Below are 15,184 nucleotides of genomic sequence, written 5' to 3'. Positions count from 1 at the left end.
TTCCTTAACTGAAGGATTGCCGGGTATTTCTTGCTTTTGTTTGTCTAAACTCATTCCTGTATCCCATCTTGTACAAGGTCCAGCTCAACATGAACTGGAATATCCATCGCAGGGTAGTTTTTATAGAATGTTTGGCTATTCCAATGATGACTACGGCTTCTTACATAATCTCCGAATGCGGCAGGATCCACATTTTCCGTCTGACATTTTCGAACCAATTGATTGATTTTGGATTCAATATGTTTTTGTACTTCATACTCCAGAGCTTTCATGTCCTTAAGTGATAAGAGAAAGTCATTTTGTGAATCCTTAATAATAGAAGCATTGATTCGAATGATCGTATCCAGAGTCTCTGAAGACCGAGCAGAAGACCAGTGATGCTCTACAGATGAAGACAAAATTTTAAGCAATGCATAGTGATGTTGCTTCTGGGAGGACGTCTCCGAGTTCGGAACCTCCGTGATAGGCACCAAAAACCTGCCGTTCTTGGCGTTCTCCGTTAGTAGCTTCAAGCACAGCCCCTCATCATCCGTGATCTGAAGTGTGGCGATCTCACCCTTAAAAATGACTAACCCATTGAGTTCAATTTTCTTTTGTTCGTTAAGGATAAGCCTGGGAAGATAAATATCCTGCCCCTTGCTGAAATACTGGAACAACGTCTGATGCAGACTGGAATGAGGCAGATTAGCGTAATTAGCATTTTGCTCAATCAATTTCATCAGATATAACGGATCATGAAATGGCATGGATGCTTTAATAATATCAAGTGCCTTGCCATCAGCAACGGCAAACTGCATCCGTCTGGAGACTTTGATATTGTGTGACAGAACACGCAAAATATCTCCAATGCCATTACGTGCATATGTTTCCCCGAGTACCATCACTCTTAACTGACCGTATTCGATAGGTTCTTTAGATTGCATGTTCATTCTAGCTACAACGTCGAAACTGTTCGACGAATCAATCTCCATCAATTTAACATCACTTTTGTCTTTGTCACTATACTCCCCGATCAATACACTGTTATGAATGTGGCTGTCTTGAATATCATACGCAGAAGTTAAAACAAGGCTGATATTGTTAATGATATTGGTATCTTTACAGGAACCGAGTAGAAACATGATCGTTACGATTATCAGGATTTTGCCGATGCGGATCATCCCTAATCACTCCTCGTCCAGACGATTTCTTGGCTGCACTTTACCGGGCTTATAACGAATGAACGAGAGTGGTCTCAAATAACTCGGTCGGGTAGTCGTCTGTTCATAAGATGCTCGAATCAGGCTGTCTTTGAGATCATTAAACCGCATGGGGAAAAAAGGCGACATGTATGGCGAACCCAGGGACTTCAAACGGGACAGATGAACCAGCAAAAAACAAAGCCCAATCGCAATGCCAAATGCGCCCCAGAGTGAAGCTAATAGAATAATCGGAAAACGTAAAAAACGAATCGCATTCGACATTTTATAGATCGGTGTGACAAACGAAGCAAGCGCAGACAAGGATACAATAATAATCAGCACATTACTTGTAAGCGCAGCTTCTACAGCAGCTTGCCCCAAAATAATGCCCCCCACCACGCCGAGGGTCTGTCCGATCCGATTGGGTAATCTCGCGCCGGCTTCCCGCAAAAATTCAATTGTCGTTTCCAGAAATATCGCTTCAAAAAATGGGGGAAAGGGTACACTTTGTCTGGTAGAAATCAATTTTCCTAATAGTTCTTTCGGTACAACTTCGTAGTGAAAAGTCATTAAAGCCACATACAGCGCCGAAGCGAATAAGGAGAAAATCACTCCAAAGATGCGGATCAGGCGAAAAAAGGAACCTAGAGCCCATGGCAGATAATAATCCTCTGGAGAGACAAAAAAATCAAACAATGTCGATGGACCTGTAATAAAAGAGGGAGATCCGTCACTAATCACAGCGACTTGGCCTGTTATGAGTGCATAGACAACTCGATCCCTGCGCTCCGTTGTAGTGAATAATGGAAACGGCGTGAACGAATTATCTGCAATCAGTTGATCCAGTTGCGATGTGTCAAATACAACATCAAAATGAATGCCCTTCAGTCTCTCTTCCATTCGGGTCACATTATCTGGATTGGCGATGCCTTCCACATAAAGTACGGCCACTTTGGACTGGGACAAGGACCCCACCGTTATTTCCTTTACAATCAGGTCGGTTGTTCGCAGTTGCATGCGAATCAAGTGCAGATTAACTGCCAATGATTCCACGAAGCCAACTTTGGGCCCTATTACACTGAACTCATTCTCGGTGTCATTGTTACTTCGGATCCCTTCCTTGCCTGTCATGGGAACAAGAATGGTTTTCTTTTCCTGAGTATGACACCGAATCACCAGATTACCCTGAAGGAGAGCTTGCAACACTTCATCGCTCTGATCCGTCATTTTCGATTCTTCAAGAGGGATATGCGTTAACAGATCGGGAAAGTTCACTGTTGTTCCTGTATCACTTCGCTCTTGTAACGCATGAATTACAACTTCCAGCAAATGACTGTCTACCAACGTTTTATAATAGTTAAATTCGAGAGGCAATCCGGCAACAGTTATAACCTGGGTCATGAAATCATCGGAACGATCGCAGGCTGCAAGTACATCTGGAATGGATTCCAACACTTTTTCTTGCTTATGATCAGTTAAGTTCATTTTTCATCGCCTTTCCCCGTGCGGTTTGGTGTCTCTTTCGTTGACTGGGCGAACTGCCCCCGATTGATTCGAAACAGAGAGACCAGAAAAAGAAGTGGCAGATAGACGAAAATCAATACTTCTCCTGTTCGCATATATACTTCTGTCATCATGTCAATTTGGGTGCTATTTCGGATGACCATGATGAGAATCACAAAGAGTACCGTAGCTATTTTGAGACCCAGGCTGGGTCTGATCGATTTCTCTAACTTCAGACAGTGGCAAGCTGCCCAGAGCCCCAACGCAATGATCGCTAACATTTTCAGTAACCAGAAGGATAACACCAGATACTCCATTCGCTGGATCAAGGGCATTTCGATAATGCTGATTAGGCTGAGTGTTGGCCACAGATGCTCTTTCATTTGTCCGTGACTGAAGAACATAAAGGTAAATGTGAAAAAAACGAGGTACACCACTGCGGCTGTAATGACTGCTGCATAAGCCCATCGGACTGAACGTTCGGGTGTTTTGATAAAAGGATAAACGACCAGCAGAATACCACAGCCGATAAATTCGTGGAGCATATCGCGTGTTGAATGCCAAATGGAGGATGCATCATGATCCAATATTGGCAGCAGATTACGAGGATGCAAATAGGATGCCACCAGAAAAATTTGTGGAAAAACAAGCAATAGGATGAACAGTGTTCCCCAAAGACACAGGCCTGTTACCGATTGAATTCCGCCAGCCACGCAATAATAGACCAGTACCAATATGGCCAGACTGATTACCGCAATATTCTGGGTAGGAAGAATCCATAATTGAACAATATGAACATAGGAGAGGAAGGCTACAAAGGAACCCAGCACAAAGTACAAAATAAAAATCCAGTTGATGATAGAGCCTACGTATCTCCCCCAATAACGTTGGTTGATATGTACAAGTGTCGATTGGATCGGAGATTGCCTTCCCAACAAGACGTACATCATTTTAATAACTACGGCGACAATAACTGAGGCAAGTACAATGCTGATCCAACCGTCATTCTCTGCCCCGTGAAGCATTTTATATTGAAAATTCATCAAACCCACGCTGACCAAACTGACGTATAACACAAAAAACAGATGAATGGGTGACATACTATAGCGGTTCCCGGATGTGTTCACAGAAATCTCCCCTTGTCAGTAAAGTAGATTTCACAGCATAGTTAAGTTAGTCGCTTTAATTCAGTATGTAAATTAATCTGCATTTTATACACCACAATATAAAAAACCGCCTGTCCCATGTATAGGAACAAGCGGGTATTGATTTATGCAATATTATAACTCTTCACCATTGGATTCGATCACTTTTTTGTACCAGTAGAAGCTCTTCTTCGGTGTTCTGCTCAAATCTCCGTTACCGTCGTTGTCCTTGTTGACATGAATGAAGCCATAACGCTTCTTCATCTCTCCAGTGGACGCACTAACCAGGTCAATACATCCCCACATCGTGTAGGCAATCAGATCCACGCCATCCGCTACCGCTTCTTTCATCTGTTCAATGTGACCTTTCAGATAATCAATACGATAGTCATCCTGAATGGAGCCATCTTCCTCAACCACATCGACAGCACCCAATCCGTTCTCAACGACCATCAGTGGGATCTGGTAACGATCATACAGATGATTCAGCGTATAACGCAATCCTTTTGGATCGATCTGCCATCCCCAGTCAGAAGCTTCGAGATATGGATTTTTGATACCCCCTAGCAGATTGCCTTCAGCTCTCTCAAGGGACTCGTCCGCACTTTCAACCAATGACATATAATAACTGAAGGAATAGAAGTCTACGCAACCTTCGCGCAGGGTCTGTTCGTCTTCAGGCTGCATCTCGATCTGGATGCCTTCTTCAGCGAAGAAACGTTTGGCGAATCCAGGATACGCTCCACGAACTTGTACGTCACCACAGATCATGTTGGACAGTTGGTCTTTCTTCTGTGCAAGCAGCATGTCGTCCGGGTTACACGTATTTGGATAGGTAGTCATGAAAGCAACCATACAACCGATCTGGAAGTCTGGGTTGATCTCATGTCCCAGTTTCACCGCTTTGGCACTCGCAACGAATTGATGATGTAATGCCTGGAATCGAGTCTGTGGATCATCCACTCCGTCGACCAACGTCTCTTTGCCTTCAAACAGAAGACCTCCAGCCATATAAGCACCCAACGGCATCGTCAGACAGTTGATCTCGTTAAATGTCAGCCAGTATTTCACTTGATTTTTGTAGCGGTTGAAGAGCGTTGCACAATAACGGAGATAACAGTCGATGACTTCACGGGAAGCCCAGCCGTTATACTTCTGTGTCAGACCGAATGGCGTTTCATAATGGGAGATCGTTACGAGCGGCTCAATATTGTACTTTTTCAACTCGGCAAAGACATTATCGTAGAACTGCAAGCCCTCTTCGTTTGGCTCCAGATCGTAACCGTTCGGATAAATCCGGGACCAGTTGATGGACATGCGGAACATTTTGAAACCCATCTCTGCCATCATGGCAATATCTTCTTTGTAGTGCCCGTAAAAATCAACCGCTTCATGGCTCGGATAATACGTGCCCTCTTCCAATACAGGCGTAATCCGGCGTGGAATCGTGTGGGTTCCTCCTGTCATCATGTCAGACGTGCTTGGCCCCTTTCCACCCTGGTTCCATCCACCCTCGAATTGATTTGCAGCCGTTGCGCCGCCCCAGTAGAATCCTTCTTTCATTGTCATGACCAGTTCCTCCTTCATATCTCAACAAGACTATATAACCAGTGTACCACCCATACCCTGACACCTATTGTCATGGTATAATCAGAGCATGGAAAATAACCGATTATTTCGAATGTTGCTTTTGTTATTGGAGAAAAAGAAAGCCACTGCACCCGAACTCGCCCGTATGTTCGAGATTTCGGTACGTACGGTGTACCGTGATATCGACCGGCTGAGCGCTGCGGGCATCCCCGTCTATACGACGACCGGCAAGCATGGCGGTATTCATCTCATGGACAACTATGTCATGGACAAGTCCCTGCTGTCGGAAGAAGACCAGAACGAAATTTTGATGGGACTATACAGCATCAGTGCAATCCCACACCTGAATAGTGCTCATATGCTGCAACGGCTGACCGCGCTGTTTGATCACAAGCTGGATTGGATCGAGTTCAATTTCTCACCATGGGGCAGCATCCCCCTGCAAGAGAGAGAACTGTTCAATCAGGTGAAACAAGCCATATTAACAAATCAACTCATTACGTTTCATTATGTTAATTCGGATGGTGAGAAAAGCATTCCGATTGTGGAACCACAGAAGCTTATTTTCAAAAATAGTACATGGTACTTCAAAGGCTATATTCATGATGATCCTGATCGGAAAGAATTCGAGACATTTAAGATGAAACGGATCACCCAATTGACCTTTCTAACGAGAAAACTCAATCACCCTGTTGATGTGGGGTCAGCCCACACTGAATCAGAGGCAGCTCCTGTCCTGACTCCTCTGACACTCTCGTTTTCCAGTAATATTGCATACCGGGTGTATGATTTTTTCGAACCGTCCCTCGTTAATATAGAGCCTGATGGCAGACTCCGTGTGTCTCTCGAATTAAATGTAGGGGAATGGCTCTACTCCTTCCTGCTATCGTTCGGTTCGGAGCTGACCGTAATCGAGCCTGTACATGTTGGACAGGAATTGCTCAGACGCCATATCCAAGCCGTTGAACATCTACAACATGTCATGAACAACCTTCCCAACAATGAATGATATAATATAGGCCTATACAACTTTTGATCACAGCTGACTCTCCGTCATCCATCTGACCGAAGGAGGTTTATCCATGCAAGACATTAGACGCAACAATGTGGAACGTTTCAAAGGTTTCGGTACGTTATACGATCAGAACCGACCAGCTGCTCCCACTGAGTTGGTGGATATTCTAACGACATATCTTGGCAGCACACCGCGCATGGTCGCAGATGTTGGCTGCGGCACCGGCTTATCCTCGTGGATCTGGCTGAATCAGGCAGAACGCATCATCGGCTTCGAACCCAGCGATGACATGAGGTCTGTAGCAGAATCCAAGTGGGAATCTGCCGGGAAGCCTGATAACCTGCGGTTTGTGTCCGGCTTGTCTCACGACCTTGGATTACCAGATGGCAGTGTCGATGTGCTGACCTGCTCCCAATCATTCCACTGGATGGAGCCGCAACTTACACTACGCGAATTCGCACGTGTACTTCGCACAGGAGGTATATTTGCTGCCTACGATTGCGACTGGCCGCCAATGGTAGACTGGCAGTTAGAACAAGCCTATCTGAAGCTGAATCAGGAAGCAGATCAACGAGCAGCCAGTATGGCTCCTCAGGATAGCCAGGCACACAAATGGAGCAAAGATGGTCATTTACAGCAGATTCAGGAGTCCGGTCTGTTCCGATATGTGCGGGAAATCGTGTTTCATCACCACGAGACCTTTGATGCAGACCGATACGTGAACCTGGCCTTGAGCCAAGGCGGCTTGCAAACGGCGTTGAAACTTGGAGCGGATGAACTATTAACAGCTGCCGATGAGTTCAGAGCGCTGGCTAATCGTGTATTTGACGGACAATCCAGAACAGTACTCTTTTCTTATCGCATGCGCCTTGGTATTGTCTGAAAGCAGTACGCTGTTGGCATCTCTTCTACATACCAAATGTAATAAGGAGGTCGTACACGTCATAACCATGACCTGTACGACCTCCTTATTATCTATATCTTCAGGATGAGAATAAGTCACTTAATTGTCGCTCCTGTACATTCAATGCCAACACCAATTTTGTCGGGTCTTGTCTTGAATAAATGACGTTAATAATATGCCCTTGCTGCACCTGCGGCAGCGCAGTAGATAAAATTTCTTTTTGCGTTGTCACAGTGAACGTTTCACCATTCGTCTTGGTTATGCTGAGTTTGAGTTGAAGCTTGATCTTATTACTGCCTCCACTTCCAAGTGGAGTGACATCAAGAATCTTGGCCATCGCTTTTTCCCCTGTTCTTGCAATATCCATCATCTCAGGGGATACCCCTTGTTGTACCATCTTTTCATCCAACAATTGCTGCATATCCTCCTGTGATAACTGTCCTTTCATATCGAGCCCTACCTTGCGTTCATCCTTCACAGAGACCACTAACGGAATGAAGCTGCCCGGCTGAAACTGAGCCATGGATGTCAGGGGAATAACAGTTTTCATTTCCGTATCGTATTTCTCACGCCCCTTACGCGACACCGTCAGACCCAATCGAACCTCCGGCTGTTCATTAATATACGTGCCAGTCTGTTGTATGCTCTTAATGACACCCACTGCCGGTAAACCTGTCTTGACTCGACCTACACCAAAAATATTACTCAAAATCGCAGGAACAAAGATCAACCCGAACCCGGCAAAGATCGCCGGTTTATACCACCAGGCTTGCATGATGATAAATGGATCATCCCACATCTTCTGTGCCAGAAATGGGGAGAACCCCACTCCAAACACAGTTAATACGCCAATCAATCTCAGAAAACCTACCATATGGCCCACCCTCTCTTCATCCTTCTCTCATATCTCTATCCAAACCTCTAACAATATGTCTGTAATACGTTGTTATACGTACTTTATAAATGGAGTATCTCCGTCCTACAAGTAAAACCTTCTAGATGGAAACTAGTCCCATATAGATCAGTTCAGTCGGATTCGCTGGATTCTGACCCAATCCTACCCGATCTCCAACTCGTGGAATCTGCATTTTGGACACCAGTGTCTCCAGGGTTCGCTGATACTGGTTACCGTTTGTCTCTGTCACATCCAATACAAGCACAACAATCGGATCAAAGTTGATCAGTTTGCCCGTATCGGTAATTGTCACCACCGTTGCTGTTGCCGTTAATGGAAGCGAACCACTCGCAGCCAATTGTGCCTGTTTTGCCGAATCCAGACTTTGGTTGATTGCCTCCCGATGTTCCTTGGATACGAAACCTTTCATCATCATGCCAGTGAGCCCTTTATTCATCATTTTATCTACTTTCGCAATCGTATCTTCCGGTTTGTTCTTTCTACCGAACCATCCCATAGTAAGCACCTCATTTGTTTTATTTTATTCATAGTTAAATTATAAACACCGCGGCTTGTCTTTGAATACCCTTCTGGCGGCATACAAAAAAAACGAAAAATCCGGTAATCAAATTACCGGATAATCATTTCTTTGGTAAGACATTATGCCAATTCCGCAAAAAAGCAACTGCTAATGCGATCCTCATTTTACGTTTGACAGATATTATTTGTGGCTAAGGTGGTGGCCTTGCACCAAATCATATTCAATATACTTATTTTTAAAGTGTGTCCATACTATAATCATCATTTTAACTCATTGCGGTTAACACTACGGCAATCGTATTAAACGCACCGTGAACAATCATGCCTGGCACGACCGATCCTGTCCGTTCATAATTCCATGCAAACACAACACCACTAATGAAATTTACGGGCATGGCATTAATCGTTGGAAAGTGAGCAAGAGTAAAGATTAGAGCACTAATCACAATCGCCCATTTCATCCTGATACGAGTCCGTAGCCAGCGATATATGAACCCGCGGTAGAAAATCTCCTCATAGAGAGGTGACACGAATCCAGCCGAAACGATACCGATAACGATAGTAAAAAGAGTGACATTTTGCTGCAGACTCTCTGTTTTGCTGTTGTCTACCGTATTTCCAAGAAAACTGGTAAGATATACTGCCATCACACTTAAAATGATGAGAAGCAGGAGCCACAGTGCAATTCTCCACCAATCCCTTACGGAGAATCCCTTGACGCCCACCTCTCTCCACGACAGCTTCTTCGGTCGCAAAGCAACCAAATACAGTCCTGTCAAAAGTGTAATTGCGATGGTAAGCCCTGTGAGTGTCCCAGAATAAAGGGTATTATCCAACCACTCCTCATATCCGGACTGTATTGGGTATTTAATCACGAATATTACAAATACAAATTCCAGCGCTAACAATACTAGTAACTCACGCCATGTCCACTGATCCGTCTTTTTCCACATTACCGCTCTAGTCATTCTCGATCCCTCAATCCTCTATTATATATTATAATGATATTAGGTGACGTAACGTCACCTGCAAGCACTTTTTGGGAGGAAAAAAACATGCAGAGATGGACAACAGGACAAGTATCCAAACAGAGAGATATCTCCGTTAGAACACTACGTTATTATGATCAGATCGGTCTACTACAACCGAGTCATAAGGAAGACAACGGTCGCCGTTATTATTCAGAGGAAGATTTATTTGCGCTTGAAAAAATCACATTGCTAAAATCACTATCATTATCGCTTGAAGACATACAGACTGTAATGAACAAACTATCTTATCGTCATATTCTGATCGCACATCATAATCATCTTCAGGAGCAATTAACTTCAATTCAGGGCAGTATTGAAAATACTACATCTTTGATCAATATGATTGATCTGGAAGGTATACTTTCCTGGGATCGGGTCTCACATCTGGTCCAAAACGTACAGCCCGTTGCTAAACAGTGGATGGATTACTTCAATGCTGAGGAAGTTGCCTTTCTACAGAAAGCATTACCGAAACTTAATAATAATGATAAGATTACTCAGCAATATGTCTCCTTGATACGCCGGATTGAGTGGTGCATACAACAATCTGTTCCTCCCCAATCGGATGAAGGCTATAACATTGCCTGTGAATTAATGAAGTTATCTCACGATACTTTTAATGGTGATGAGACATTGATCGAAAAGTTTTGGGAAGTGAGAAAGCTTCCTGCTACAGAGTCAGGACTATATCCCGTATCTGACGAAGTTCTGAACTTTGTGGAGCTTAGTACGGCTTATGCTCTTGAAATGGAATCAAATTTATAGTGGAATGAGAAAGAAAGCCGACTTGTCAGCCGGCTGTATCCAGGAAACATACTTATAAGAGACCCATAGTGATCCATCTTTTCCAAACGGATGATATTATGCTACCGCTCTATTTTTTGCGTAACAAATATACCAGCTTCCGATAATACATCGCCGCTTCCTTGTATTTGCGCTGATCCTCAGACACCACGGCCATCCCCTCATATAACGGTTCAAGCCGCATGACATGCTGCGCGGATTCAAAATAAGGCAGACAGGCAAGCGCACGCTCCATGAAAACTTCGCGATCTCCATGCGCAAGAGCCAGCTGGCTCTGGTAGAAGGTTCCGCTCATGTGATGGTCCTGGGTTGTTGCACATTTCAAGAGTTGATCTACACTTTGTGCAAGTACGCCCCAGTCCTTCCGCGCCAGAGCCACTTCGCATTGATATATACAGACAAGCGGCCGCATCGCGAGCTGTATTTCTTCCGTTTCCTGCTGCAATAGTGACTCAAATCGTTCAATCTCCGCCTGTGCCTGATCCAATTCACCTGTCATCGTTAACATGACAATCCGATTGTTGGCAATTGCCGTCACCAGGTCGCCTTGGTTCCCCGCATATACGAGGTTCGCCTCCGCCATGGTTAATGCCGAGAGTGCCTCCTGAACCAGTCCCATTGCGAAACAATACCCACTATATGCCACATATAACCCGGACAATCGATGGAACAGCCGCTGATCATATACATGACGCATCGTAAGCTCAAATACCTGTTTTGCCTCTTCATACTGTTTAACCTGGATGTAGGCTTCCATCTTGATATTTTGCACAGACAGCCAGAATTCACTGCCAGGAAGCGCCAGCTGACTGAGCCTGGTTGCATGAGTTAGTACATCTACAAAGGCCATTTTGGAGCGATAATATTGTATTTTATAGAATAAAAGTGCTTTGACTAACGGGCGCGGCAGATCAATATCGTCTGGGCGACCATACTTCTCCAGGTAAAAATTAAGGTAGGACGTATGTATATATTCATGTGCCGTTGCATCATTTAACTGTTGATAATATACCGCCTTCATCAAGGCCGTTGTCAGCTCAACAGTCAGTGTGTCATCCCGATCTGACAGCGCATGCACCGTCTCTTCGGATATCGACGACGCTGGAACAGACATTTGTTCGAAGATGCCCTCTGCCCGTTCGAGTGTTTCCTCGTCCTGAGCCGCAGCCTTTAGAATATAGGAAGGGGATACCCCCAGACGTCCGGCGATAGCTTCTGCCAAATCCTCAGGGAGCGGATAACGATCCGCCAGGATATTGGCAAAGTGGGCCTGCGTGACCAGACCTTCCACAAGGTCTTTACGGGAGATTTGTTTTCTTTTGCTTAGCAGTTCAATGCGTTCCTTCAGCATGGCATTCCTGTCCTTTCTACCCTAACAAGCGAGTACATTATATGCACATCATCGCAAAATTAGAGATATAACGCCACCCTCCGGTGAAATCAAACGAAACGGTTTCCGTTTCCGAGGTAATTGTTTTACAATAAGGAGGTATGTATACGAGCATTTGATCGAAATGCTGAAACATGAGCTGAATATGAAAGGATGCAAATAAATGATTATTAAACCAAGAACACGTGGTTTTATTTGTACCACTTCCCACCCTGTAGGTTGCGCTGCGCAAGTGCAGGAACAGATTGATTATGTGAAATCACAGCCTGAGCTCAAAGGCCCCCGTAATGTGCTCGTAATTGGTGCTTCCACCGGATACGGTCTGGCGTCACGCGTTGTATCCGCTTTTGGGGCGGGAGCGAATACGATCGGTATTTACCGTCCGAGCAGTTCCACAGAAAAACGTACAGCCTCCGCAGGCTGGTACAACTCCGCTGCATTTGAAAAAGCCGCTGAAGAAGCAGGCCTCAAATCGTACAGCATCACAGGTGATGCATTCGCAAACGAAACACGGGACAAAGCCGTTGAACTGATTCGCAGTGAACTCGGTCAAGTGGATCTGGTCGTATACAGCGTAGCCTCGGCACGCCGTACCGATCCAAACACGGGTGAAGTATTCAACTCTGTGCTGAAGCCTATCGGACAATCCTACACAAATAAAACAGTAAACTTCCACACAGGCGAAATCAGCTCTGTTACGCTGGAGCCGGCAACGGAAGAGGAAATTCGTCAGACCGTAACCGTAATGGGTGGAGACGATTGGGAACTGTGGATGGATGCCCTGCAACAAGGCGGCGTACTTGCGGATGATGCAACAACGATTGCTTTCTCCTACATCGGTCCTGAACTTACCCATGCCATCTATCGTGATGGTTCCATCGGTCAGGCCAAGAATCATCTGGAAGCGACTGCACTCAAGTTGAATGATCGTCTAAGTGCCAAGGGTGGACGTGCTTATGTAACTGTCGCCAAAGCGCTGGTGACTCAATCCAGCTCCGCAATTCCAGTCGTGCCGCTGTACATCTCAGCTTTGTACAAAGTCATGAAAGAAAAAGGCTTGCATGAGGGATGTGTCGAGCAATTGCAGCGTCTGTTCGCTGATCGCCTGTATGCAGGAGGAGAAGTACCAACCGATGCAGAAGGTCGCATTCGTATCGACGATTGGGAGATGAGAGATGACGTTCAGCAAGAAGTCGCGAAGCTCTGGAATGAATTGACTACAGAGAACATCTATGATCTGTCCGATCTGGAAGGTTATCGTCGCGAATTCTTCCAACTGTTTGGTTTTGAAACCGACGGTGTGGATTATGAAGCAGACGTTGATCCAAACGTTGAAGTGCCCCATCTGGTGAACTAAAAAAGTTTTGGCGAGTACGCAAACTTAGATTTTCGTTAGCACTTCTAATGCCATGTTAAAGATCTGATTGTACAATCAAAGAAGGGGAAACCACCGGGTTCTCCCCTTTTTTGTATCCTTTTTAGATCCTTTCATCCTAGATCCTTTCTACGCCATTTTAATTTCATATCCTTACATTCCTTCCTGTATCCCCCGATCAAAACGATTTAAGCTGTTTTTTCAACTCTTTCGGTACCGTCTTCTCCATAGTGATTGAATGCGCTCCATGCATGGACGCAAAGAATTGAAGACCCTCCCGAAAATCCGCAATCCATTCCTCCACAGGTGGAGCCGTCTCTTCCATGGATAACAAACGAACGGTAAGCACTCCAGTTTTGCGATCAAGTCGCGGGTCCATACGTCCGATTAACCGATCACCATGAAGAATCGGCATGGCATAATAACCGTAGGTTCTTTTCACCTCTGGTGTATAGATCTCCCATTTATAATGAAAATCGAATAAATCGACAATACGTTCTCTTCTCCATAACAGATTGTCCAGTGGCGGCAGGAAACGGACCGGGCCTGATGGATCATAGTGTGGCTCTTCCCTCTCCATATGTAACAACAAATCCTCGTCTTCAGCTCGAATATAATAAGGCGTCGCCACATCCTCCACCTTAAGCGGGATCATTCGCCCATCTGACACACGGGCAGCAATATCGGCGCGTCGTTCAGCGGCTGTAGATTTTAGCCAACCCAGACGGGGATCCCGGGCATCTACAACGCGATACGCATGAATGTATTTATCCAGCAGAGCCTGCTTCTGGGCTAACACATCCATATCTTCTTTCATCGGAAGTCCCTGTTGCTGCAATCCGGATTCGGTTATATGAAAATAACGTTCATTCCCTTGCCTCGCCACCACACGAATCACAGCAGAGTCTAACAGTAGGTTCAGAGCAAGTGTGGTATCCTTCGTCTTTGGCACATCTGCACTGTCCCAATAACCACTTACCCGTTCAACAGCACGGAAGGCTCTTGAAGGTAAAGGTCCTTCCTCCTTCAAACGCTGTAACACATGCTGCACTGTTTTCTCCAGACCTTGCAGGGATGGAGCCAGACGCTCCCTTAATCGGGCACGCACAGGTTCAAAGAGAGCATAATCCTCGATTGGAATGACACAGGCAGCATTTGCAAAATATTCAAACACCTTATGATCACTCAGCAGCGAATTTAAGCTGTCAGCCGTATAACCCGGGTCACGGGCACCCAGCACCAGATGCTGGTTTCCGGTTACAGCAGCTACAGGATCGATCTGCACGCAACCAAGGGAGCGCATCAAACTCAGAACTTGATCGGGTCCCGATGGTAAGGAAACTGCCGGCCAACGTTCCAGCAAAGCTTGCGTTTGCAGCAAAAAACGCCGAACGATTTTTTTATTCACATGCAGCGCAGTTGTCATATGTATAGATTCTTCCCTTCATTATAGTGTACAGAATTCTATCGTCTTACTTATCCAGCAATCCGCGCCTCATAAACAAAATAAAAAGAAGCACCACCATCCTGGATGATCTGCTTCTTGTGTTTGACCTTTTGCAATTTTTCCTGCTTCGTAGGCATGAGACGTACATGCTGGGATAATGCACCATAATCTCCGTTAACTCTTCGGCTCTGTTCCGAGCACCACTTGCCTGACCGCTCTGCTTTGCGTAATGCTTTTTGTGTTTGTGTACGTGCCATACTGGATTACACACTCCTTTGGTTGATATACACTCAATATATCATGTGCAGCTACGCAAGTGAAGGTGCTTTCTACTGGAATGGGCTTGTACATAATTAAATAGGCA

The 15,184-nt window shown here is 45.2% G+C and carries 14 protein-coding genes; 4 read left to right on the top strand and 10 right to left on the bottom strand.

Going from position 1 to position 15,184, the window contains the following annotated elements; genetic code table 11:
• Nucleotides 1-50: 50 nt before the first annotated feature.
• The 4 genes from MKY73_RS05835 to MKY73_RS05820 all read right to left on the bottom strand — a co-directional run bounded on the left by MKY73_RS05835 (nucleotide 51) and on the right by MKY73_RS05820 (nucleotide 5,398).
• Nucleotides 51-1,160, bottom strand: coding sequence for a Ger(x)C family spore germination protein (locus tag MKY73_RS05835; RefSeq protein ID WP_339306166.1), 1,110 nt, complete (start codon nucleotides 1,158-1,160; stop codon nucleotides 51-53).
• A gap of 6 nt (nucleotides 1,161-1,166) precedes the next feature.
• A complete protein-coding gene (locus MKY73_RS05830; RefSeq protein WP_339306163.1) occupies nucleotides 1,167-2,666 on the bottom strand; it encodes a spore germination protein in 1,500 nt (499 codons plus the stop codon).
• Nucleotides 2,663-3,811 carry a GerAB/ArcD/ProY family transporter gene (locus tag MKY73_RS05825; RefSeq protein ID WP_339306162.1) on the bottom strand — a complete coding sequence of 383 codons (1,149 nt, stop codon included), beginning with the start codon at nucleotides 3,809-3,811 and terminating at the stop codon, nucleotides 2,663-2,665. The genes MKY73_RS05830 and MKY73_RS05825 overlap by 4 nt, the downstream gene beginning before the upstream one ends.
• Nucleotides 3,812-3,964: 153 nt before the next feature.
• Nucleotides 3,965-5,398, bottom strand: coding sequence for a glycoside hydrolase family 1 protein (locus tag MKY73_RS05820; protein WP_339306160.1), 1,434 nt, complete (start codon nucleotides 5,396-5,398; stop codon nucleotides 3,965-3,967).
• 88 nt (nucleotides 5,399-5,486) lie between these two features.
• On the opposite strand from MKY73_RS05820, the gene MKY73_RS05815 reads away from it, so the two are divergent.
• Nucleotides 5,487-6,428, top strand: a complete 942-nt coding sequence (locus tag MKY73_RS05815) for a YafY family protein (RefSeq protein ID WP_339306159.1) — start codon at nucleotides 5,487-5,489, stop codon at nucleotides 6,426-6,428.
• A gap of 73 nt (nucleotides 6,429-6,501) precedes the next feature.
• Entirely contained in the window at nucleotides 6,502-7,317 is an 816-nt protein-coding gene (locus tag MKY73_RS05810) for a class I SAM-dependent methyltransferase (protein ID WP_339306158.1), read from the top strand.
• Between the two features lie 100 nt (nucleotides 7,318-7,417).
• On the opposite strand, the gene MKY73_RS05805 is transcribed toward MKY73_RS05810, so the two are convergent.
• From MKY73_RS05805 to MKY73_RS05795, 3 genes are all read right to left on the bottom strand, one after another.
• The gene (locus tag MKY73_RS05805) at nucleotides 7,418-8,212 is read right to left on the bottom strand and encodes a hypothetical protein (protein ID WP_339308494.1); all 795 of its coding nucleotides are present in this window, start codon (nucleotides 8,210-8,212) and stop codon (nucleotides 7,418-7,420) included.
• A 121-nt stretch (nucleotides 8,213-8,333) separates the two neighbouring features.
• Nucleotides 8,334-8,750 carry a hypothetical protein gene (locus tag MKY73_RS05800; RefSeq protein ID WP_339306156.1) on the bottom strand — a complete coding sequence of 139 codons (417 nt, stop codon included), beginning with the start codon at nucleotides 8,748-8,750 and terminating at the stop codon, nucleotides 8,334-8,336.
• 289 nt (nucleotides 8,751-9,039) lie between these two features.
• Nucleotides 9,040-9,741, bottom strand: a complete 702-nt coding sequence (locus MKY73_RS05795) for a type II CAAX endopeptidase family protein (RefSeq protein WP_339306155.1) — start codon at nucleotides 9,739-9,741, stop codon at nucleotides 9,040-9,042.
• A gap of 87 nt (nucleotides 9,742-9,828) precedes the next feature.
• On the opposite strand from MKY73_RS05795, the gene MKY73_RS05790 reads away from it, so the two are divergent.
• Entirely contained in the window at nucleotides 9,829-10,569 is a 741-nt protein-coding gene (locus MKY73_RS05790) for a MerR family transcriptional regulator (protein WP_339256895.1), read from the top strand.
• Between the two features lie 109 nt (nucleotides 10,570-10,678).
• Here MKY73_RS05790 and MKY73_RS05785 read toward each other — a convergent pair whose 3' ends face one another.
• Nucleotides 10,679-11,959, bottom strand: a complete 1,281-nt coding sequence (locus MKY73_RS05785) for an XRE family transcriptional regulator (RefSeq protein WP_339306154.1) — start codon at nucleotides 11,957-11,959, stop codon at nucleotides 10,679-10,681.
• A gap of 202 nt (nucleotides 11,960-12,161) precedes the next feature.
• Between MKY73_RS05785 and fabV the strand changes: the two genes are divergently transcribed.
• Entirely contained in the window at nucleotides 12,162-13,355 is a 1,194-nt protein-coding gene (gene fabV, locus MKY73_RS05780; RefSeq protein WP_339236832.1) for an enoyl-ACP reductase FabV, read from the top strand.
• A 196-nt stretch (nucleotides 13,356-13,551) separates the two neighbouring features.
• Here fabV and MKY73_RS05775 read toward each other — a convergent pair whose 3' ends face one another.
• Nucleotides 13,552-14,799: a crosslink repair DNA glycosylase YcaQ family protein gene (locus MKY73_RS05775; RefSeq protein WP_339306152.1), complete on the bottom strand. Its 1,248-nt coding sequence runs from the start codon at nucleotides 14,797-14,799 to the stop codon at nucleotides 13,552-13,554.
• 50 nt (nucleotides 14,800-14,849) lie between these two features.
• Nucleotides 14,850-15,077, bottom strand: coding sequence for a hypothetical protein (locus MKY73_RS05770; protein ID WP_339306150.1), 228 nt, complete (start codon nucleotides 15,075-15,077; stop codon nucleotides 14,850-14,852).
• Between the last annotated feature and the right edge of the window lie 107 nt (nucleotides 15,078-15,184).

Source organism: Paenibacillus sp. FSL R5-0519 (genome assembly GCF_037974275.1).
Lineage (GTDB): Bacteria > Bacillota > Bacilli > Paenibacillales > Paenibacillaceae > Paenibacillus.
The sequence above is the reverse complement of the archived record's forward strand: the minus strand, read 5'-3'. Positions and strand labels throughout refer to the sequence as shown.